This is a genomic window from Tepidamorphus gemmatus (assembly GCF_004346195.1).
GTDB lineage: Bacteria > Pseudomonadota > Alphaproteobacteria > Rhizobiales > Tepidamorphaceae > Tepidamorphus > Tepidamorphus gemmatus.
The window spans coordinates 57,929-79,478 of record NZ_SMAK01000007.1 but is presented as its reverse complement, the minus strand read 5'-3'; the positions used below and the strand labels follow the sequence as shown (position 1 = coordinate 79,478).

Genomic DNA, 21,550 nt, shown 5'->3' with positions numbered 1-21,550 from the left:
TCAGAACGTCACAGGCGGGCGCCGCATGCTATCGCATCACACACCCCCAGGCATCCACCCTCCGTTCGCCGCCTACAGCCACGGCGTCGTGGTGCCGCCGGGCGCGCGCTGGATGGTCTGCTCCGGCCAACTCGGCATCGGCGTCGATGGCGCCGTGCCCGACGATGCGGGCGAGCAGGCACGGCTGTGCTTCGAGACCATCAGGGTGATCCTCGCCGAGGCCGGCATGGCGCTCACCGATATCGTGCGCATCAACGCCTTCGTGTCGGATCGGGAGTATCTCAAGCCGTACATGGCGGTGCGCGACCGCTTTGTCGGCAATCCGCCGCCGGCTTCGACCCTGATGGTGGTGTCCGGCTTCGCCCGCCCGGAATTCAAGGTCGAGGTCGAGGTCATCGCGGCGAAGGTGGACTGAGATGTCGAGGCTCTGGATCCGGGACCCGGTGGCCATTCTCGCCGAGGGGGCACAACGCGGCATCGTCATCGAGGGCGGCCGAATCGTCGAGCTCGTCGGCGCCGGTCGGACGCCGGCCGGCCCGGTCGACGCAACCTTCGATGCCGGCCGCCACGTGGTGCTGCCCGGGCTCGTGAACACCCACCACCACTTCTTTCAGACGCTGACCCGCGCCCATCCCGCCGCGATCAACAAGGAGCTGTTTGCCTGGCTCGAGGCGCTCTACCCGATCTGGAGTCGACTCACCCCCGAGGCGTTCCGGCTGGCGACGCGGCTTGCGCTGACCGAGCTGATAATGTCGGGCTGCACGGCAGCGTCCGATCATCACTACCTGTTCCCCTCGGGTCTCGAGGGGGCGATCGACATTCAGGTCGAGGAGGCGCGGAGCCTCGGCATCCGCATGACGGTGACGCGCGGCTCGATGAACCTGTCGGTCAAGGATGGCGGCCTGCCGCCCGACAGCGTCGTCCAGGACGAGGACACCATCCTCGCCGACTGCGAGCGGGTACTATCGAGGTATCACGATACCTCGGACGGCAGCCTGATCCGCGTTGCGCTGGCGCCCTGCGCACCGTTCACGGTAACCCGACGGCTGATGCGGGAGTCGCTGGCTCTCGCCGAGCGCTTCGATTGCCGGCTCCACACTCATCTCGGCGAGACCCGTGACGAGGACGCCTATTGCCTCGCGCATTATGGCTGCCGGCCTGTCGATTATCTGGAGGATCTCGGCTGGCTCGATGCGCGGGTCTGGCTCGCGCACGGAATCCACTTCACCGATTCCGAGATCGAGCGGCTCGGCCGCCACCGCATGGGCGTCTGCCACTGCCCGACCTCGAACATGGTGCTGGCGTCGGGACAGTGCCGGACGAAGGAGCTGGAAGCGGCCGGCGTAGCGGTCGGGCTTGGCGTTGATGGCTCGGCCTCCAACGACAATTCCAACCTGATCGAGGGAGTCCGCCACGCGCTGATGATCAACCGCCTGACCTATGGTGCCGGTGCGGTAACCCATCACGATGTATTGCGCTGGGCGAGCGAGGGGTCCGCCCGCTGCCTCGGCCGCGACGACATCGGCGCCATCGCGGTCGGCAAGCAGGCCGACCTCGCCTTCTTCGATCTCGACGAATTGCGGTTTTCCGGCGCCGGCGATCCGCTCGCCGCACTTGTCCTGTGCGGAGCCTACAGGGCCGACCGGGTCATGATCGCCGGCGCATGGAAAGTCGTCGACGGCATGCCGGTCGGCGTCGATGTTGCCCGGCTGCGCCGCGAGCACGGCGAGGCATCGAAGCGTTTCCTCGAGGGGATCTAGGTGGCAGCGATGGCAGCTTCCGCATGCGCCCCTGCCATGGAAGTAGCCGATATCCGGTCGCGGCGATCGGCAAGTCGCGGATGTTCGGATCAGACCCTGTGCCCGCTGTCGTCCGGCAGGGCAGCCCGGCCGGAGCGACGCGGGTAGGCGGGATCGGACCGCGTCCATGCAGCCGCGGTGCGCTTGCGATCCCGGATAAGCCTCCGGCCGTCCGCAACGACGGCGTTGCTGGTTGTTCAGGGTGGCTTGAGCCTGTGCCGATGGCGCCCGGCACGGGCGTGACCCGCGCATCCGCGGCCCGCCCGTCCTCGACCGACCGCCGATCGGCGGCTACAACAGGCCGTCAGGCGGACAGTGTGCTCCGGAGAGTGTCGTGACCCTTCCACCGCGCCGCTTCTGGCACGACCTCACGACGACCGACTTCGACACCGACACCTCGGCGTGGATCGGCGTGCTGCCGATCGCCGCGACGGAACAGCACGGACCACACCTGCCGACCGGCGTCGATACCTTCATCGCCGACGGGCTGATTGCCGAAGCGGTGGCGCAGATGCCGGACGCGCTGCCGGCACTGATCCTGCCGACGCTCGCGGTCGGCAAGTCGGACGAGCACCACGGATTTCCCGGCACGCTCACAGTCGGCGCCCATCTTCTGCTCGACATGCTGATCGCACTGGGCGAGTCGGTGGCGCGTGCCGGGCTGCGCAAGCTCGTGATCATCAGCTCGCACGGCGGCAACAACGACGTGATGGGGCTTGCCGCCCGCGATCTCAGGATCCGCCACCGCATGCTGGTCGTCGCGACGAGCTGGATGCGGCTCGGCTGCCCCGACGGCCTGTTCGCCGACGTCGAGCTCGCGCACGGCTTCCATGCCGGCGAGGTCGAGACCTCGCTGATGCTCCATCTGCGTCCCGATGCGGTCCGGCAGGATCGTTGCGCCGACTTCGTACCGGCCTCGGTCGCCATGGAGCACGAGTTCGAGGTGCTGCGCGGCGCCGGGCGGACGGCATTTGCCTGGCTCACCGCCGATCTTCAGGCCAGTGGCGCCTGCGGCAATGCGCAGGCCGGGAGCGAGGCCAAGGGCCGAGCGCTCGCCGCCCATCAGGTGTCGCGCCTGATCGCGCTTCTCAAGGATCTGCATCAGTTCGATCCGACCCGCCTGTCGAATTAATCGGGGGGTCTCCCGGCATTCCGAGCAGCAACGGATGCTGCGACGCAGCATTATTCGGCAATGCGATTCCTGAATCGAGGGTTGAGTCGACATTCCCTTTTCGGCGACAGTGTCTGCATGGGCGCAGGTAGCGGGCTCAAGTCCGCGTCGGAGCTCCCGAATACATGAACAGGCGCCGGCTTGCGGCGCCCGACACAGTCGGAAGGAGAAGACATGCGCAAGATCGTCCTTGGAGCCATTGCCGCCAGCCTCGCGCTGGGCGCGGGTTCGGCCTCGGCTCAGCAGCAGTTCATCTCGATCGGAACCGGCGGCATCACCGGGGTCTATTATCCGACCGGCGGCGCGATCTGCCGGTTGGTGAACAAGGACCGCAAGGAGCATGGCATCCGCTGCTCGGCGGAATCGACCGGCGGCTCGGTCTACAACGTCAACACCATCCAGGCCGGCGAGCTGGAGTTCGGCGTTGCCCAGTCGGACGTGCAGTCGAACGCCTACAACGGGCTCGCACAGTGGGAGGGCAAGCCGTTCGAGAAGCTGCGCTCGGTGTTCTCGCTGCACGCCGAGCCGGCAACACTCGTCGCGCGCGCTGATTCGGGGATCAGGAACTACACCGATCTGGCCGGCAAGACCGTCAACATCGGCAATCCCGGGTCAGGCCAGCGGGCGCTCTGGGATGCAATGGCCGCGGCGGGCGTGGTCGACAACGCTGCGCTGCGGCTCGCCGCCGAACTGAAGCCGGCGGAGACCGGCCAGGCGCTGTGCGACGGCAACATCGACGCCTACTTCTACACGGTCGGCCATCCCTCCGCGCTGATCCAGGAGACGCTGTCGAGCTGCGACGCCGTGATCGCCGACGTCGCCGACGACAAGATCGAGGCATTCATCTCCGACAAGCCATACTACCGCATGGCAACGATCCCGGCCGGCACCTATGCCGGTCAGGACAACGACGTGGCCACCTTCGGCGTCGGCGCGACGCTGGTCACCTCTGCCGACGTTCCCGAGGACATCGTCTACATCGTCGTCAAGGCGGTCTTCGAGAACTTCGAGGAATTCAAGAGCCTCCACCCGGCCTTCGCCGCCCTCAAGGAAGAAGAGATGATCAGCCAGGGCCTGAGCGCGCCGCTGCATCCGGGGGCCGAGAAATACTACAAGGAGCGCGGCTGGATGTGATCCGGCCTCGCGGGGCGGCCTGACGGCTGCCCCGTCTCGTTTTGGTCTCGCCGGCCGGGGCTTGCATGGGGGGAGGGACATGGTCGAGGTCAGCAAGCGCGAAATCGACGTCGATGAACTCGTCGCCCAGGTCGATACCGGGGCACGGACCGTCGCCGGCCCGGTCGGCACCTTCATTGCCGGCGTCGCCTTCGTCTGGTCGCTGTTCCAGCTCTATGTCGCCTCGGATCTGCCGTTCATCCTGACCGGGCTGACCGGGCTCAATGTCGTCTTCGACAGCTTTCAGATCCGCGTCGTCCATCTTTCCTTCGCGCTGGCGCTCGCCGCGCTCGCCTATCCGCTCTACCGCGCCGCGCCGCGCGACCGCGTGCCGCTCTACGACTGGCTGCTGGCGATCCTCGGCGTATCTGCCTGCCTCTACCTGATCGTGTTCGACCGGCAGATCGCCGCCCGCGCCGGACTGCCGACCGACTGGGACCTGATCGCCGCGACGGTCGGCCTGATCGTGCTGGCGATCGCGGTCTTCCGGGCGCTCGGCCTGCCGCTGGTGATCGTCGCCGGCGTGTTCGTCTTTTACGTGTTCTTCGGCCATGCCTCGTGGCTGCCGGACGCCATCCAGTGGCGCGGCGCCTCGTACGGCAAGGCGATGTGGCACTACTGGATGCAGACCGAGGGCGTCTTCGGCGTCGCGCTCGGCGTCTCCGCCTCGATGATCTTCCTGTTCGTGCTGTTCGGTTCGCTGCTCGAGAAAGCCGGCGCCGGCAACTACTTCATCAAGTTCGCCTTCGCCGTGCTCGGCCATCTGCGCGGCGGCCCGGCCAAGGCGGCGGTCGTCGCCTCGGCGCTGTCCGGGCTCTATTCCGGTTCTTCGATCGCCAATGTCGTGACGACCGGCACCTTCACCATCCCGCTGATGAAGCGCACCGGCTTCTCGCCGGAAAAGGCGGGCGCCGTGGAGGTCGCCTCCTCGACCAACGGCCAGCTCACTCCGCCGGTGATGGGGGCGGCCGCCTTCCTGATCGCCGAGTTCACCGGCATCAGCTACCCCGAGATCATCAAGCACGCGTTCCTGCCAGCGGTCGTCTCCTACATCGCTCTCGTCTACATCGTCCATCTGGAAGCCCTGAAACTCGACCTCAAGGGGCTGCCGAAGCCGCCGGCCCGTGTCGGCGCGATGCAGAAGCTGATCGGCCTGCTGACCGGCTTCATCGCCATGTGCGTGCTGGCAACGGCCGTCTACTACGGGCTGGGCTGGATCAAGGTCGCCTTCCCCGGCATGACATTGGCGACGGCGATCGTGCTGTTCCTGATCGCCTATGTGGGGCTGGTCTGGGTGGCGGCCCGCAAGCCGGACCTCGAGATGGACGATCCCGATGCGCCGCTCACCGAGTTGCCGCGCCCGGGCGAGGTGGCGGTGACCGGCCTCTACTTCGTCCTGCCGATCATCATCCTGATCTGGTGCATCCTGGTCGAGCGCCTGTCGCCATCGCTGTCGGCCTATTATGCGGCGCTGTCGATGATCCTGATTGTTTTCACCCAGCGACCGCTCAAGGCCCTTTTCCGGGGCGAGGGCGAGCTCGGCCGGGCGCTCTCCCAGGGTGGGGCGGATTTCGTCGGCGGCATGATCGCCGGGGCCCGCAACATGATCGGCATCGGCGTCGCCACCGCGGCCGCCGGCATCATCGTCGGCACCATCTCGCTGACCGGTGCGCATCAGGTGGTCGGCGAGTTCGTCGAATACCTGTCGGGCGGCAGCCTGATGGCGATGCTCCTGCTGGTCGCGGTGATGAGTCTGATCCTCGGCATGGGGCTGCCGACGACGGCGAACTACATCGTCGTCTCCTCGCTGATGGCCCCCGTCATCGTCGAGGTCGGCGCCGCCTCGGGGCTGATCGTGCCGCTGATCGCGGTGCACATGTTCGTCTTCTACTTCGGCATCCTCGCCGACGACACGCCGCCGGTCGGGCTCGCCGCCTTCGCAGCCGCTGCGATCTCCGGCGGCGATCCCATCCGTACCGGCTTCCAGGGCTTTGCCTACGACATCCGCACCGCGCTGCTGCCGTTCCTGTTCATCTTCAACACCGAATTGCTGCTGATCGACGTGACGGTCGCCAGGGCGGTCTTCGTGTTCTGCGTTGCGGCCGTCGCGATGATGCTGTTCGCCGCCGCGACCCAGGGCTATTTCCTCACACGCAACCGCCTCTGGGAGACGGTCGCGCTGCTGCTCGTCGCCTTCACGCTGTTCCGGCCGGGCTTCTGGCTCGACATGGTGGAGCCGCCCTATGACGCGCGGCCGGGCACCGAGATCGTCGACATTGCCGGCTCCGCCCCGGCCGGCGCCGACCTTCGCGTCACCGTTGCCGGACCGGACTTCCGCAATCCGGACCGGATCCGCACGATCACGCTGATCGCCGATCTCGGCCCCGAGGGCGACGGCCTGGATCGGCTCGATGCCGCCGGTCTGACGGTGCTGCCGGAGGAGGGTGCGATGGCGTTAGAGGAGCCGTTCCAGGGCACGCCGTTCTTCGAGAGCCTGCGCGATTTCGACTTCTATGCGGACACCCCGGTGGTGATCGCGAAGGTCGAACTCGAGCGGGCGCGCTTCGCCAAGGACTGGTTCTACATTCCCGCGCTGCTGCTGCTGGCAGCGGTGGTGATCATGCAGCGCCGGCGGCAGACGGTTCCCGCCTTCTGAGGTCGTGCGGCGCAAGGGGATGATGCGATGTATTCCTCGATCCTGCTGCCGGTCGATCTCGCCGAGCCGGATGCCTCGAAGCGGGCGCTTTCGGTGGCGGCGCAGCTTGCTCGCGACTATTCGGCGACGCTGCACGTCGTCACGGTGGTGCCGGACCTCGGCATGTCGATCGTCGGCGGCTTCTTTCCCAGGGACTATGAGCGCCGCGCACTGGACGAGATCAAATCGCGGCTGAAACAGTTTCTCGAAGCCGAAGTGCCGGAGGGGGTGACGGCCAGGGGGCATGTGGCGCACGGGCGCATCTATCAGGAGATCCTGAGGGTGGCGAAGCTGCTGGCGGCCGACCTGATCGTCATGTCGGCACATCGGCCGGAACTCTCCGACTATCTGCTCGGACCGAACGCGGCGCGCGTCGTCCGCCATGCGAGCCAGTCGGTCATGGTGGTGCGGGAGTGATCGGGAGAGACGACGTGCAACCGGCGCGCAGATGATGAAACACAGACAAAACATGGATGATTCGTCGATGTTTTGATTTTGTTGTCGGTAGGGTAATCTTGCGGAAGACGTCGGCCAACCGGCGCTTCGCTGACCAGTGGGAGACGTGAATGACCAGATTTGCCATTTCGGGGGCCCTCGCAGGCGCCGCCGCCCTGACCGTTCTGTCCCTCGGCACCGCCGTCGCTGCCCAGAGATGGGACATGCCACTCGCCTATCCGGCTACCAACTACCATTCCGAGACGGCCGCCGAGTTCGCCAGGGCCGTCACCGAGGCAACCGGTGGCGAGATCGAGATCGTCACCCATCCGGGAGGCTCGCTGTTCAAGGGCGACGAGATCTTCCGCGCCGTGCGCACCGGGCAGGCGCCCATCGGCGAGCGCCTCGTCTCGGCCATGTCGAACGAGGATCCGGTGTTCGGCGTCGACGCGTTGCCCTTCCTCGCCACCTCCTTCGACGAGGCGTGGAAGCTCTATCAGGCCTCGAAGCCGATCATGGAGAAGGTGCTGGAAGAGAAGGGCACCAAGCTGCTCTACGCCGTCGCCTGGCCGCCGCAGGGGCTCTATTCCGTCAAGCCGATCGCCCGTGTCGAGGACATGGCCGGCGTCAAGTTCCGCGCCTACAACGCGGCGACCGAACGGCTGGCCGAACTGATGGGCGCGGTGCCGACCAAGATCGAGGCTGCGGAACTCGGCCAGGCCTTCGCCACCGGCGTCGCCGAGAGCATGATCTCGTCGGGCGCCACCGGCTACGACATGAAGATCTGGGAGTACGTGAAGTACTGGTACGACACCCAGGCCTGGCTGCCGAAGAACATCGTCATCGTCAATCTCGAGACCTGGAATGGCCTTGACGAGAAGACCCGGGCCATCATTCTCGAGGAAGCCGCCAAGGCCGAGAAGGCCGGCTGGGACAGGGCCCGCGAACTCTCCGACTGGTACAAGGCGGAACTCACCAGGAACGGCATGATTGTCGAGCCGCCATCCGAGCAGCTCAAGGCCGGCTTTGCGGCGATCGGCGAGACGATGACCGCCGAATGGCTGGCGACCGCCGGCCAGAATGGCAAGGCGGTGATCGACGCCTACCGGAAGTGAGGCTGGAACGGCGGTTCTGTCGATGCTGCATGCCAGCGTCGTTGCCGTAGACGTGCGCGCCGGTTCCTTGTCGCGACAGCGACCGACCATCGGCCACGCCGACGCGGAGGATCGGCGGTCCGAGCGGTTGCTGTGAAGATCGTGCCATCACGGGGGACATCAGGATGGCAGTGTTCCGGCGGCTCGGCCGCGCACTCGACGGGCTCTACCTGGTGGCCGGCTATCTGGCGGCGGCCTGCCTCGCCGGCCTCGGCTGCCTGGTCCTGGCGAGCGTCGTCACCCGGCTGATGTCGGTCTATGTCGGTTGGCTCGGCGAATATGCCGGCTACGCGATGGCTGCTGCCAGCTTCCTTGCCTTCGCCCATACGCTGCGCTCCGGCGAGCAGATCCGCGTCGGCATCCTGCTGGGGCGGCTTGAGGGCGTGGCCCGGCGCGTCGTGCAGCTCTGGTGCCTCTTGGCGGCAACCGCGATCTCCTGCTGGTTCGCCTGGTACATGGTCCGCCTTGCCATGACCTCCTACCGGTTCGGCGACCGCAGCGAGGGCACGGCCGCAACACTCCTGTGGATCCCGCAGACACCGGTCGCGGTGGGGGCCGTCATCCTGGCGGTCGCCTTCGCCCACTCGTTGATCGAGGCGATCGTGCTCGGCCGCAGCGGCATAAGCGAGCCCGAGGAACAGGGCGGCGAGACTGCGACAGGCGATAAGGCCGCGGGATGAGCGGCGTCTGGCTCACGGCGGCCTTTCTCGGGCTCCTGTTCCTCTTCCTCGGCACCGGGGTATGGATCGGGCTCAGCCTGATCGGCGTCTCCGCCTTCGGCATGGCGCTGTTCACGCCCCGGCCGGTCGGTGATGCGATGGCGATCACGGTGTGGGGCATGTCCTCATCCTGGACGCTGACTGCCCTACCGCTGTTCATCTGGATGGGCGAGATCCTGTTCCGCTCGAAGCTGTCGGAAAACCTGTTCCGCGGGCTGACGCCGCTGATGAGCCGGCTGCCGGGTGGTCTCCTGCATGTCAACGTCGCCGGTTGCGCAATCTTCGCGGCGATCTCCGGCTCGTCGGCCGCCACAGTCGCCACCGTCGGCAAGATGTCGATCCCGGAACTGCGCCGACGCCGCTATCCCGAGCGGATGATCGTCGGCACGCTGGCCGGCGCCGGAACGCTCGGTCTTCTCATCCCGCCCTCGATCATCCTGATCATCTACGGGGTCACGGTGAATGAATCGATTGCCCAGCTGTTCATCGCCGGTGTCCTGCCCGGCATCATGCTGGCCGGCCTGTTCATGGGCTATGTGGCGATCTGGGGCCTTCTCACCCGCAATGCCGGCGCGCTGGAGGAGACGCGCGCCAGCTGGCAGGAGAAGCTCAGCGGCCTCTGGCAGCTTGCGCCGGTGCTGCTGCTCATCGTCTTCGTCATCGGATCGATCTACGCCGGCATTGCCACTGCCACCGAGGCGGCGGTGTTCGGCGTGGCGGGCGCACTGGCGCTGTCGGCGCTGCAGGGCTCGCTCACCCGCAAGTCCTTCATGGACAGCCTTCTGGGAGCGACTCGTACCGCCTCGATGATCGCGCTGATCCTGGCCGGTTCGGCCTTCCTGTCGCTGGCAATGGGCTTCACTGGCCTGCCGCGCGCGCTGGCCACCACGATTGCCGGCTGGGAGCTCTCGCCGATCGCGCTGATCGTCGCACTGACGGTGTTCTACATCGTCCTCGGCTGCTTCCTGGACGGGATTTCGGCGGTGGTGCTGACCATGGCGGTGATCGAGCCGCTGGTGCGCTCCTCCGGCTTCGACATGATCTGGTTCGGCATCTATCTCGTCGTCGTCGTCGAGATGGCGCAGATCACTCCGCCGGTCGGCTTCAACCTGTTCGTGCTGCAGGGCATGACCGGCCGCGACATGGCCTTCATCGCCCGTGCTGCCGCGCCGATGTTCGTCCTCATGGTGCTGGCGGTGGCGCTGCTGGTGGCATTCCCCGACATCGCCACCTTCCTGCCGCGCCAGATGATGGGCCGGTGAGGGGCGGTTCACGGCAGGACGGCGAGGGCGTCCGCGTGCAAGAAGGCATCGCCGATGAACAGGCGCGGCGCGCCCGGATCCCTGGCGACGACGGGGGTGAAACAGACGCAATCTACCGCATCCGGGCCCATCGTCCAGGATGGCATGAAACCTCGTTCGGGACCAGATCGAACGGCCCGCCCCTTCACATCTCCAGCCGGTCGTAGAACCAGCGCGCCAGTTTCGACCAGACCTGGTCCTTCAGCGCGGCATCCTCGTAGCCGTGGTCGACATTGGGATTGTCATTGATCTCGATGACGAACACGCCATCGGCGTTCTGCTTGATGTCGACCCCGTAGAGCCCGTCGCCGATCAGCCGGGCGGCGCGCACGCCGACATCGATCACCGCCTCCGGCACGTCCTCGAAGGCGAAGGCCCTGGACGAGCCCTGGATGGCGGAGCCGTCGGGCCGGTGCTTGACGATCTGCCAGTGCCGCCGCGCCATCAGGTACTGGCATGCGAACAGCGGCTCGCCGCCGAGCACGCCGAGCCGCCAGTCGAACTCGGTCTGCATGAACTTCTGGGCGATCAGCAGATCCGTTTCCTTGAACAGGTCGCCGGCCAGTTTCCGAAACGCTTCCGGCGTCTCCACCTTGTGGACGCCGCGGCTGAACGAGCCGTCCGGGATCTTCACCACCAGCGGATAGCCGAGCCGCTCCTCGGCGGCCGCGATGTCGGCGGCCGATGCGACGATGACGGTCGGCGGGACCGGGACGCCGTTCGCGGTCAGCAGCTCCTTCAGGTAGACCTTGTTGGTGCAGCGGATCATCGAGATCGGATCGTCGATCACCGGCATCCCCTCCTGCACCGCGCGGCGCGCGAAGCGGTAGGTGTGGTTGTCGATCGAGGTGGTCTCGCGGATGAACAGCGCGTCGTACTCGGCGAGCTGGTCGAGCTGCTTGCGCGTGATCGGCTCCACCTCGATGTCATGCCGTTCGGCGATGCGCGCGAAATGGCGGATCGAGGCGAGCGTCGAGGGCGCCAGCGCCTGCTTCGGATCATGCAGCACGGCGAGCGAGTACTTCAGCGTCGGCCGCGTTCTCGGCGAGCGCCAGTCGCGCAACGTGTGGCGGTGCAGGGCCTCCCGGAAGAACGCGCGTTCGGCGTCGTCCAGCTTGGTGATCGCGCGCGGTCGCAGTCGCCGGATCGTCAGCCAGTCGCCCGGTGTCACCGTGACCTCGATGATCGGGCAGCGGAACCAGTCGAACAGAAGCCGCGCAAAGCGTTCGTAGCGCTCGTCGGCGACCAGCCCCATGCAGACTTGGAACGATGTCTCCCGCTCCGGCGTGTGCCGGGCCGACCGGGCACAGCGGTTGAGCTCCTGCTCGAGCTCCGGGATGGCGTGACCGTAGAGCTCGCGGCCGGCCAGATCGAGCATTGCCTCGACGGACGGCAGCACCCTGTGGCCGCGTGCCTCGGCCAGCAGCGAGCAGAAGTAGCCGCGGCTCTGATAGGCGTATGAGCGTGACAGGTTGACCACTTTCGGCCGGCCGCCGTCGAACAGCTGCGGCCGGGCGAGATAGTCGCGGGTGGTGATTACCTTGTGGGGGGTGTCGGCGTTCGGGAAATCCTTCGCCTGATCGACGAGGATCACCCAGCCGGAATAGAGCGCCTTCTTCATGCTGACGCGTCGGGCCCCTCCTTCCGGGGGCGGCATTGGTCGAGCGGACGGCCGCTGCCGATGCGGCCCTCGATTGCCCGCATATCTACGCCGTTTACACCGCAGAACAAGCGGGTATGTTGCGACGCCGCGCAGCGCCGCGCTCCGGCAGAACCCGCCGGAGTGCCAGCGGTTCCGCCGAGGAGACGGTAAATCCATGGTCGACGGCGTCGAGGGCGAGGTGCCGGTGCGGGTCAGGACCGGCGCCCAAGCCGATCTCGACGCGCTGTGCGAGCTCGAACAGACGACCTTCTCCGGCGACCGGCTGAGTCGGCGGTCGTTGCGCCGCTTGCTGCACTCGCCCTCGGCATCTCTCATCGTCGCCGAAGGTCACGGGCGCGTCCTGGGCTACGCCCTGGTGCTGCTGCCGGCCGGTTCGATGCGCGCCCGTCTCTATTCCATCGCGACCGCAGCCGGCGCCCGCGGCAGGGGACTTGGCAGCCGTCTCCTCGCGGCCGCCGAGCAGGCCGCACGTGACAGGGGCCGCGCCGAGATCAGCCTGGAGGTGCGCGCGGACAACATGGCGGCGATCGCCCTCTATTCCCGCCGCGGCTATGTCGAGCATGCTCGGATCCCGGGCTATTACGAGGACGGGGCGCCCGCCATAAGGATGCGCAAGCGGCTGGACAAGGCGGCGACCTGAGGCAGTTTCCGCACCTGTTCTTCCGCTACGGAATCAAGTCGACTAATAGATTTGTTCTGCAATTGTTCCGCTCCGCATGCAATTCTGGCGAGGTGCACGGGTGACAAGCTCGTGAAAGCGACGATATGCTCCGATCCCAAGTCCGCCGCAGGTGGACCAATGATAACCAGACGGAGGTACAGATGACCCTCAGGACCGTCACGGTCGCTGCCGGCGTCGCAGGGGTACTGGCGCTCGGTGCCAGCGCCGACGCCAAGACGCTGCGCTGGGCCTTTCAGGGCCAGCTCGGAGCCCTCGATCCCTACACGCTGAACGAGACCTTCACGCTCGGCCAGCTGGGCAACGTCTATGAAGGCCTCACCAGGCGCGGCAAGAATCTCGAGATCGAACCGGCGCTCGCCGAGAGCTGGGAGATCGTCGAGCCGACACGCTGGCGATTCCATCTGCGCCAGGGCGTGAAGTTCGCCAACGGCAACGACTTCAATGCCGATGATGTGATCTTCTCGGTGAACCGCGTCCTGTCTCAGAACTCCGACCTGAAGACCCGTCTGCCGGCTGACGTCAAGGTCGAGAAGGTGGACGACTACACGGTCGACTTCGTGCTGTCCACGCCCAATCCCATCCTGCACTACGAGTGGGATACCTGGTACATCATGGACAAGGAGTGGGCGGAAGAGGTCGGACTTGAGAACGTGGTCTCGGCCTCCGATACGGCGTCGAGCAAGGCTGCCTTCATGTCCAATGGCACCGGTCCCTACGTGATCGAGAGCCACGAGCCGGGAGTCCGGACCGTGTTCAAGCCGAATCCGGGCTGGTGGGACAAGATCGAGGGCAATATCGACGAGGTGATCTTCACCCCGATCGCCCAGGATGCCACCCGCGTCGCGGCGCTCCTGTCGGGCGAGGTCGACCTCGTCGATCCGGTGCCGGTTCAGGATATCGACCGGGTGAATGCCAGCGCCAACGCCGAGGCCCTGACCGGGCCGGAGCTCAGGACCATCTTCCTCGGCTTCAACTCGATCCGCGACGAGTTGCCGACCTCCAACGTCAAGGGCAAGAACCCGTTCCGCGACGCCAGGGTGCGCAAGGCCTTCTACCAGGCGATCGACATCGACGCGATCCATCAGAAGGTGATGCGCGGCCTGTCGACGAACTCCGCGCTGCTGATCTCGCCGCTACTCTATTCCCGCTCCGGCGAGTTTTCCCGCCATCCCTATGACCCGGAGGCGGCGAAGAAGCTGCTCGCGGACGCCGGCTATCCGGATGGCTTCACCGTCGGCATGGATTGCCCGAACGACCGCTACGTCAATGACGAAGCGATCTGCCAGGCCGTTGCCGCGATGCTCGCCCGCATCGGCGTCAAGGTCGACCTCAATGCCCAGACCAAGTCGAAGTATTTCGGCAAGGTGCTGGCGACCGGCGGCTACGACACCGACTTCTATCTGCTCGGCTGGACGCCCGGTTCGTTCGACTCCTGGAACGTCATCACCAACCTTGCCGGCTGCCGTGACGAGACCGGCAAGGGCGGTCCGTTCAACCTCGGCGGCTGGTGCAACGAGAAGGTGGACGCGCTCGCCAAGCAGATTCTGGGCGAGAACGACCCGACCAAGCGCGACCAGCTGATCCACGAGGCCTTCACGATCATGCACGAGGAGGTGTCGCACATTCCGCTGCACCAGCAGTCGCTCGCCTGGGGCAAGTCGAAGAAGCTCGACGTTGTCCAGCGCGCCGACAACCAGGTGCTGTTCAAGTGGATGACGATGAACGACTGACGGGCCGCTTGTGACAGCGCAGGATATCGGCGGGCGATCGCCGATATCCTGCCAGGGATGATCGGCCGGTGCCGGCCGGTCATCGGGCCCGGGGGGCCATCGGGCAGCCTGAGGCCATGACCGGAGCCGTGTCCGTGTCCGTCGCCGCCGGCCGGCGGCCTGCGTGACCCGAGCGAGGCGGACCACGGCGCGCATGGTCCGACCGGTGCGGTCGCAAGGAAAGGGTGCCCCGGCCGAGCGTCCCTGTCTGCCGCATGACCGCCCCAGCGCTCATGCGCGCGGACGCGGCCCGGTCCAGCCCGAGGCGCCGAGGCGCCGCAGCTCAGTAGTCGGAGGGTCATGCTCGCCTTCATCATCCGACGACTCGCACAGTCCGTGCTGGTCATGGTTGCCGTGGCCCTGATCGCCTTCATGATGTTCCGTTACATCGGCGATCCGGTGAACCAGATGGTCGGCGTCGAGACGACGCCGGAGCAGCGCGCGGCGCTGCGCGAGGCGCTCGGCCTCAACGATCCCGTCATCGTGCAGTTCGGCCGCTTCCTGTGGAACGCCGTGCATTTCGATTTCGGCATCGCCTATCAGTTCAAGCAGCCGGTCGGCGAATTGATCCTGTCGCGGCTTCCGGCCACTCTGGAATTGTCGATCTGCTCGGCGATCTTGGCCCTGCTCGTCGGCATTCCGATGGGCGTCTATACCGGCATCAACCGCGAGTCGTGGTTGTCCAAGCTGTTTCTCTCCGTGTCGCTGATCGGCATCTCGCTGCCGACCTTCCTGATCGGCATCCTGCTGATCTTCATCTTCTCGGTGAACCTGCGCTGGCTGCCGAGCTTCGGACGCGGCGAGGTGGTCGAGGTGTTCGGCTTCTGGCGCACCGGTCTGCTGACCGCCTCGGGGCTGAAGGCGCTGATCCTGCCGTCGATCACGCTCGGCCTGTTCCAGATGACGCTGATCATGCGCCTTGTTCGCTCCGAGATGCTGGAGGTTCTCCGGACTGACTACATCAAGTTCGCTCGCGCCCGCGGCCTGACCAGACGCGCCATCTATTTCGGTCATGCGCTCAAGAACACGCTGATTCCGGTGATCACCATCACGGGGCTGCAGCTTGGCTCGATCATCGCCTTCGCCATCATCACCGAGACGGTGTTCCAGTGGCCGGGCATGGGCCTTCTGTTCCTGCAGGCCGTGCAGAACGTCGACATCCCGATCATGGCGGCCTATCTGATGCTGATCGCCTTCCTGTTCGTCGTCATCAACCTTGCGGTCGATATCCTCTACACCCTGGTCGATCCACGGGTGCGGGTCGACGGCCGGGCAGCCGCGTGAGTCACGCCATGCCCCGGTTGACAGGCGAAGACGGACGGTGGATGGCGCCGCGCCTCGGCCCGCTGAGACGGGCCTTCGACTCCGACATCTGGTATTCGTTCCGACGATCCAGGGTGACGGTGCTGGCCGCCATCGTCACCGCGATCTTCTTTCTCGCCGCGCTGTTCGCGCCATGGATCGCGCCGCATAACCCGTTCGACCTGTCGCAGATCAGCCTGCTCGATTCGCTGCTGCCGCCGGCCTGGGAGGCGGGCGGCGATCCGAACTACCTGCTCGGTACCGACGATCAGGGCCGCGACCTGCTGTCGACCATCATGTACGGATCACGCATCTCGCTGGCGGTCGGCTTCGCCAGCGTCGCACTCGCCGCCGCGCTCGGGATCACGCTCGGCCTCGTCGCCGGCTATGTCGGTGGCCGCACCGACTCGATCATCATGCGCATCGCCGACGTGCAGCTGACCTTCCCGGCGATCCTGATCGCGCTGCTGATCGACGGCTCGGTTCACGCGGTCATCGGCAACGTGCCGCGCGAGAAGACGGCATTCTGGGTGCTGACATTGTCGATTGGGCTGAGCTTCTGGGTGCAGTACGCCCGCACCGTGCGCGGCTCGACGCTGGTCGAGCGCAACAAGGAATATGTCCAGGCCGCTCGTCTGATCGGCATCCCGCCGGCGCTGATCATGCTGCGCCACGTGCTGCCCAACGTCATGGGACCGGTGCTGGTGATCGCCACCATCAATCTGGCGCTCGCCATCATCACCGAGGCGACGCTCTCCTTCCTCGGCGTCGGCATTCCGATCACCCAGCCCTCCCTCGGGACATTGATCCGCATCGGCCAGGATTTCCTGTTCTCCGGCGAATGGTGGATCACCATCTTCCCCGGCGCCGCGCTCGCCATTCTCGTGCTGGCCGTCAACCTGCTCGGCGACTGGCTGCGCGATGCGCTCAATCCGAAGCTGAGGTGATGGGGATGCTGGGCAGGCAGGGGCAGATTCTCCGATGTCTGACGCATCGTCCCGGCCCGCGCGCCGGCGGCGCGACGAGCGAGGATCGGAAGGCGCCGCCAGGGTGCTGCGACCCGATCCGGGCGCGCGCACGCCATGCGCGCCCGGCCGGGATGAGGCGGATGTGGGGGATCTGCCGATGAGGCAGCCCCTCCTTCAGGTGAAGAACCTGCGCGTCGAGTTTCCGACCCGCAAGGGAACCCTTGTCGCGGTCGACGGCGTGTCCTTCGACATCGCGCCGGGCGAGGTGCTGGGGGTGGTCGGGGAATCCGGGGCGGGCAAGTCGCTGACCGGCAGCGCCATCATCGGCCTGCTCGAGCCGCCCGGCCGCATCGCCGGCGGCGAGGTGATCCTCGAGGGACGCCGCATCGACAACCTCTCCGCCGATGCGCTGCGCAGGATCCGGGGGCGCCGCATCGGCATGGTGTTCCAGGACCCGCTGACCAGCCTCAACCCGCTCTATACCGTCGGCAGGCAGCTCGTCGAAACGATCCGCACGCATCTGCCGCTCGGCGAGTCGCAGGCGCGCAAGCGGGCGATCGAGCTGCTGACCGAGGTCGGCATCCCAGCGCCCGAGACGCGCATCGACGCCTATCCGCACCAGTTCTCCGGGGGCATGCGCCAGCGCGTCGTGATCGCGCTGGCGCTCGCCGCCAATCCGGTGCTGGTCATCGCCGACGAGCCGACAACCGCGCTCGACGTCTCGGTGCAGGCGCAGATCATCTTCCTGCTGAAGAAGCTCTGCGCCGAGCACGGCGCTGCCGTCATGCTGATTACCCATGACATGGGCGTCATCGCCGAAACCGCCGACCGGGTGGCGGTGATGTATGCCGGCCGCATCGCCGAGATCGGACCGGTGCGCGAGGTCATCAAGCACCCGCGCCATCCCTATACCGTGGGACTGATGGCCTCGATTCCCTCGCTGACCCACGAGGCCGACCGGCTGCAGCAGATCGAGGGCTCGATGCCGCGTCTGACCGCGATCCCGCGCGGCTGCGCCTTCAATCCGCGCTGCCCGGAGGTGTTCGAGCGCTGCCGCCGCGAGCGGCCCGAGCTGATGCCGGCCGGCGCCACCGAGGCGGCCTGCTGGCTGCATGCTCGCGATGTCGCGGCCCGTCGCGGCGGGGTGCCGGCATGAGTGGCGCCGCCCCCCGTCCGCAGATCGCCTCCGCGTCCGGGGGGCTGGTCGAGGTCAAGGGCCTGACCCGCTACTTCGACGTCTCCAGGCCGCTGCTCAACCGTCTCATCGAGGGCGGCCGCAAGCAGTTTCTGCGCGCGGTCCACGATGTTTCCTTCTCGATCGGGGCGGGCGAAACCTTCGCGCTGGTGGGCGAGTCCGGTTGCGGCAAGTCCACCGTTGCCCGCATGGTCGCCGGACTGATCCCGCCCAGCGCCGGTACCGTGGTGTTCGATGGCATCGACCGCTCGCAGGTGCGCTCGAGCGCCGAGGAGCGCCGGCTGAGGCGGCGCTTCCAGATGATCTTTCAGGATCCCTTCGCCAGCCTCAATCCGCGCTGGCGGGTCGACAGGATCATCGCCGAGCCGATCCGCGCCTTCGGCCTGGCGAAGGATCCAGGCGAGATCGCCCATCGGGTCGGCGAACTGCTGAGGCTCGTCAAGCTCGATCCTGCCGATGGCGCCAAGTTCCCGCACGAATTTTCGGGCGGCCAGCGCCAGCGCATCGCGATTGCCCGCGCACTGGCCAACCGGCCGGAGTTCATCATCTGCGACGAGCCGACCTCGGCGCTCGACGTTTCGGTGCAGGCCCAGATCCTCAACCTGATGCGCGACCTGCAGGACGAGTTCGGGCTGACCTACCTGTTCATCTCCCACAATCTTGCCGTCGTCCGTCACATGGCGACGCGCATCGGGGTGATGTATCTCGGCAAGCTGGTCGAGGACGCCCCCTCGCGCGAGCTGTTCTCCGACCCGCGCCATCCCTACACGCGGATGCTGCTCGATGCGGTGCCCGACATCGACATGACCGGACGCGCCCGCACCCCGGTCAAGGGCGAGGTGCCCAATCCGATCGACCCCCCGAGCGGCTGCGCATTCCATCCGCGCTGTCCGCATGCCTTCGAGCGCTGCCGGCTCGAGGAGCCTGCCCTGCGGACGGCACGCGGCCCGGACCATCTGGCCGCCTGCCACGCCGTCGAGGAGGGACGCATCTGATGTCGGCCGACCGCTTCGCGCCCTGGCTCTATGAACTTGTCGCGCTGCGCCGTGATCTGCACGCCCATCCCGAACTCGGTTCCGAGGAGCACCGCACCGCCGCGCTTGTCGCCGAGCGGCTGGCGGCCTACGGCGTCGACGAGGTGCATACTGGCATCGCCGGCACCGGGGTCGTCGGCGTGGTGCGCGGAACCGGGGGACGGCATCCGGGCGGCGGCTCGAACCGCGCAATCGGCCTCAGGGCGGACATGGACGCGCTGCCGATCCGCGAGGCGACGGGGCTGGCATGGGCTTCGCGCAACGAAGGAAAGATGCACGCCTGCGGCCACGACGGCCACACCACGATGCTGCTCGGGGCGGCGCGGTGGCTGGCGGCGAACCGCGCGGCCTTCGACGGCACCGTCTACCTGATCTTCCAGCCGGCCGAGGAGATCGCCGGTGGCCGGGTGATGGTCGCTGAGGGGCTGTTCGAGCGATTCGCCTGCGAGCAGGTCTATGGGATGCACAACCGCCCGGGCCTGCCGCTCGGGCGGATCGCGCTGCGTGGCGGGCCGTGCATGGCGGCCTCCGACGTCTTCCGCATTGCGATCCGCGGCAAGGGCGGTCATGGCGCGATGCCGCATCTGACACGCGACCCGGTTCTGATCGCTGCCCATGTGGTGACGGCGCTGCAGGCGATCACCAGCCGGCGCGTCGATCCGCTCAAGACCGCGGTGGTTTCCGCGACCCGCGTCCATGTGGGCGATGCCTTCAATGTCATTTCCGAGGAAGCGGAGATCGGCGGCACCTGCCGCACCTTTCTGCCGGAGGTGCGCGATCTCGTCGAGGCCGAGCTTCTGCGGCTTGTGCCCCGGATCGCGCATGCCTTCGGCGCCGAGGCCGAGGTCGAATACGGGCGGCGCTGTCCGGCCACGGTGAACAGCCCGGAGGAGACGCAACTCGCCGCCGCGGCCGCGGTGCTGGCCGTGGGCGCCGATGCCGTTGACAGTGACGGCGAGCCGATGATGGCGGCCGAGGATTTCTCCTACATGCTGGAACAGCGGCCCGGCTGCTATGTCTGGCTCGGCAATGGCCGGGTTGGCGAGCCGGGCGGAGCGATGCTGCATTCGCCGGGCTACGACTTCAACGATGCCGCGCTGGCGATCGGCGCGGGCTACTGGACCCGGCTCGTCGAGACGGTGTTGCCCGGATCGGCGCCGGCGGGACAGGAGTGAGGACGGCGCCGGCGGGTTGCAGGCCGGGCCGCGCCGGCGCATCAAGGCACATCGATCCACGACACGACGCACGGAGCATCAGGAATGTCGATCACCGACCGGGTGAAGCCTTACATGGACGAACTGACGGCAATCCGCCGCGACCTTCACGCCCATCCCGAACTCGGCTTCGAGGAGACACGCACCGCTGGAATCGTGGCCAAGAAGCTGAGGGAATACGGTGTCGACGAGGTGCACACCGGCATCGCCCGGACCGGCGTGGTCGGTGTCGTGCGCGGTGGCGGCGGCCGCGGTGGCGGCTCGAACCGGGCGGTCGGGTTGCGCGCCGACATGGACGCCCTACCGATCGCCGAGAAGAACGAGTTCGCCCATCGCTCGACCCAGGCCGGCAAGATGCATGCCTGCGGTCACGACGGCCATACCACCATGCTGCTCGGCGCGGCGCGGTATCTCGCCGACCATCGTGACGAGTTCGACGGCACGGTCTACCTGTTCTTCCAGCCGGCCGAGGAAGGCAAGGCCGGCGGACGGGTTATGGTCGAGGAAGGTCTGTTTGACCGCTTCCCCTGCGAGCAGGTCTTCGGCATGCATAACATGCCCGGCATGCCGCTCGGCTCCATTTCGATGCGGCCGGGGCCCTGCATGGCAGCGGCCGACGAATTCCGAATCACCATTCGCGGCAGGGGCGGCCACGGAGCGATGCCACATGTCTCGCGCGATCCGGTGCTGATCGGCGCGCAGATCGTCACCGCGCTGCAGTCGATCGTCAGCCGCCGGGTCGATCCGATCAAGGACGCGGTCGTCTCGGTGACCCAGTTCCATGCGGGTGACGCCTTCAATGTGATTCCCGAGGAGGCGGTGCTGTGCGGAACCTGTCGCAGCTTCCTGCCCGAGGTGCGCGACCTGATCGAGAGCGAATTGAAGCGCATCGCCACGGGTGTGGCGGCCGCCTTCGACGCGTCCGCCGAGATCGCCTTCATGCGCAACTATCCGCCGACGGTGAACACGTTGGAGGAGACCGAGATCGCCGCGGCGGTCGCGCGCCAGGTCGTTGGCGCGGCCAATGTCAACACCGCCGCCGACCCGAAGATGGGCGCGGAGGACTTCTCCTACATGCTGGAGAAGCGCCCCGGCGCCTATGTCTGGCTCGGCAACGGCATGCCAGGCGAGAAGGGCGGCGCGATGGTGCACACGCCGCAATACGACTTCAACGACGACGCCATTCCCTACGGTGTCGGCTTCTGGGCCGAGCTGGTCAGGACGGTGCTGCCGAAGGCAGCCTGACCGACCGATGCACGCACGGGCGGCCCGTCAG

At 67.0% G+C, this 21,550-nt stretch carries 18 protein-coding genes; 17 read left to right on the top strand and 1 reads right to left on the bottom strand.

All coding sequences use genetic code 11. The features are described from left to right. The first annotated feature begins 25 nt into the window (after positions 1-25). The 9 genes from EDC22_RS12155 to EDC22_RS12115 all read left to right on the top strand — a co-directional run bounded on the left by EDC22_RS12155 (position 26) and on the right by EDC22_RS12115 (position 10,408). On the top strand, positions 26-415 hold the full coding sequence (locus EDC22_RS12155; protein WP_132806939.1) for a RidA family protein: 390 nt from the start codon (positions 26-28) through the stop codon (positions 413-415). Between the two features lies 1 nt (position 416). Beyond that, positions 417-1,760 (top strand): 8-oxoguanine deaminase, encoded by a 1,344-nt coding sequence (locus tag EDC22_RS12150; protein WP_132806938.1) that lies wholly within the window; start codon positions 417-419, stop codon positions 1,758-1,760. Between the two features lie 373 nt (positions 1,761-2,133). Continuing rightward, on the top strand, positions 2,134-2,931 hold the full coding sequence (locus EDC22_RS12145; RefSeq protein WP_132806937.1) for a creatininase family protein: 798 nt from the start codon (positions 2,134-2,136) through the stop codon (positions 2,929-2,931). A 213-nt stretch (positions 2,932-3,144) separates the two neighbouring features. Next, positions 3,145-4,104: a TAXI family TRAP transporter solute-binding subunit gene (locus tag EDC22_RS12140; protein ID WP_132806936.1), complete on the top strand. Its 960-nt coding sequence runs from the start codon at positions 3,145-3,147 to the stop codon at positions 4,102-4,104. 79 nt (positions 4,105-4,183) lie between these two features. Then, entirely contained in the window at positions 4,184-6,799 is a 2,616-nt protein-coding gene (locus EDC22_RS12135; RefSeq protein ID WP_132806935.1) for a TRAP transporter permease, read from the top strand. 27 nt (positions 6,800-6,826) lie between these two features. Beyond that, a complete protein-coding gene (locus EDC22_RS12130) occupies positions 6,827-7,255 on the top strand; it encodes a universal stress protein (RefSeq protein ID WP_132806934.1) in 429 nt (142 codons plus the stop codon). 149 nt (positions 7,256-7,404) lie between these two features. Then, positions 7,405-8,388, top strand: coding sequence for a TRAP transporter substrate-binding protein (locus EDC22_RS12125; protein WP_132806933.1), 984 nt, complete (start codon positions 7,405-7,407; stop codon positions 8,386-8,388). 164 nt (positions 8,389-8,552) lie between these two features. Next, positions 8,553-9,107 carry a TRAP transporter small permease gene (locus EDC22_RS12120; protein WP_132806932.1) on the top strand — a complete coding sequence of 185 codons (555 nt, stop codon included), beginning with the start codon at positions 8,553-8,555 and terminating at the stop codon, positions 9,105-9,107. Beyond that, positions 9,104-10,408, top strand: a complete 1,305-nt coding sequence (locus EDC22_RS12115; protein WP_132806931.1) for a TRAP transporter large permease — start codon at positions 9,104-9,106, stop codon at positions 10,406-10,408. The genes EDC22_RS12120 and EDC22_RS12115 overlap by 4 nt, the downstream gene beginning before the upstream one ends. A 184-nt stretch (positions 10,409-10,592) precedes the next feature. Here the strand turns inward: EDC22_RS12115 and EDC22_RS12110 are convergent, their stop codons facing one another. Beyond that, positions 10,593-12,068 (bottom strand): RimK family protein, encoded by a 1,476-nt coding sequence (locus tag EDC22_RS12110; RefSeq protein ID WP_132806930.1) that lies wholly within the window; start codon positions 12,066-12,068, stop codon positions 10,593-10,595. 196 nt (positions 12,069-12,264) lie between these two features. Here EDC22_RS12110 and EDC22_RS12105 point away from each other — a divergent pair, with 196 nt between their 5' ends. The 8 genes from EDC22_RS12105 to EDC22_RS12070 all read left to right on the top strand — a co-directional run bounded on the left by EDC22_RS12105 (position 12,265) and on the right by EDC22_RS12070 (position 21,519). Next, positions 12,265-12,750, top strand: coding sequence for a GNAT family N-acetyltransferase (locus tag EDC22_RS12105; protein ID WP_132806929.1), 486 nt, complete (start codon positions 12,265-12,267; stop codon positions 12,748-12,750). Between the two features lie 182 nt (positions 12,751-12,932). Then, entirely contained in the window at positions 12,933-14,522 is a 1,590-nt protein-coding gene (locus tag EDC22_RS12100; protein ID WP_132806928.1) for an ABC transporter substrate-binding protein, read from the top strand. Positions 14,523-14,861: 339 nt separating this feature from the next. Then, positions 14,862-15,845, top strand: coding sequence for an ABC transporter permease (locus tag EDC22_RS12095; protein WP_132806927.1), 984 nt, complete (start codon positions 14,862-14,864; stop codon positions 15,843-15,845). A gap of 8 nt (positions 15,846-15,853) precedes the next feature. Next, positions 15,854-16,810 (top strand): ABC transporter permease, encoded by a 957-nt coding sequence (locus EDC22_RS12090; protein ID WP_132806926.1) that lies wholly within the window; start codon positions 15,854-15,856, stop codon positions 16,808-16,810. 178 nt (positions 16,811-16,988) lie between these two features. Continuing rightward, complete coding sequence (locus EDC22_RS12085; RefSeq protein ID WP_132806925.1) at positions 16,989-17,987, top strand: ABC transporter ATP-binding protein; 999 nt, start codon at positions 16,989-16,991, stop codon at positions 17,985-17,987. After that, complete coding sequence (locus EDC22_RS12080) at positions 17,984-19,021, top strand: ABC transporter ATP-binding protein (RefSeq protein ID WP_132806924.1); 1,038 nt, start codon at positions 17,984-17,986, stop codon at positions 19,019-19,021. Before EDC22_RS12085 ends, EDC22_RS12080 begins: the two co-directional genes overlap by 4 nt. Beyond that, a complete protein-coding gene (locus tag EDC22_RS12075) occupies positions 19,021-20,235 on the top strand; it encodes a M20 aminoacylase family protein (RefSeq protein ID WP_132806923.1) in 1,215 nt (404 codons plus the stop codon). The genes EDC22_RS12080 and EDC22_RS12075 overlap by 1 nt, the downstream gene beginning before the upstream one ends. An 84-nt stretch (positions 20,236-20,319) precedes the next feature. Beyond that, positions 20,320-21,519, top strand: coding sequence for a M20 aminoacylase family protein (locus EDC22_RS12070; RefSeq protein WP_132806922.1), 1,200 nt, complete (start codon positions 20,320-20,322; stop codon positions 21,517-21,519). The last annotated feature ends 31 nt before the right edge of the window (positions 21,520-21,550 follow it).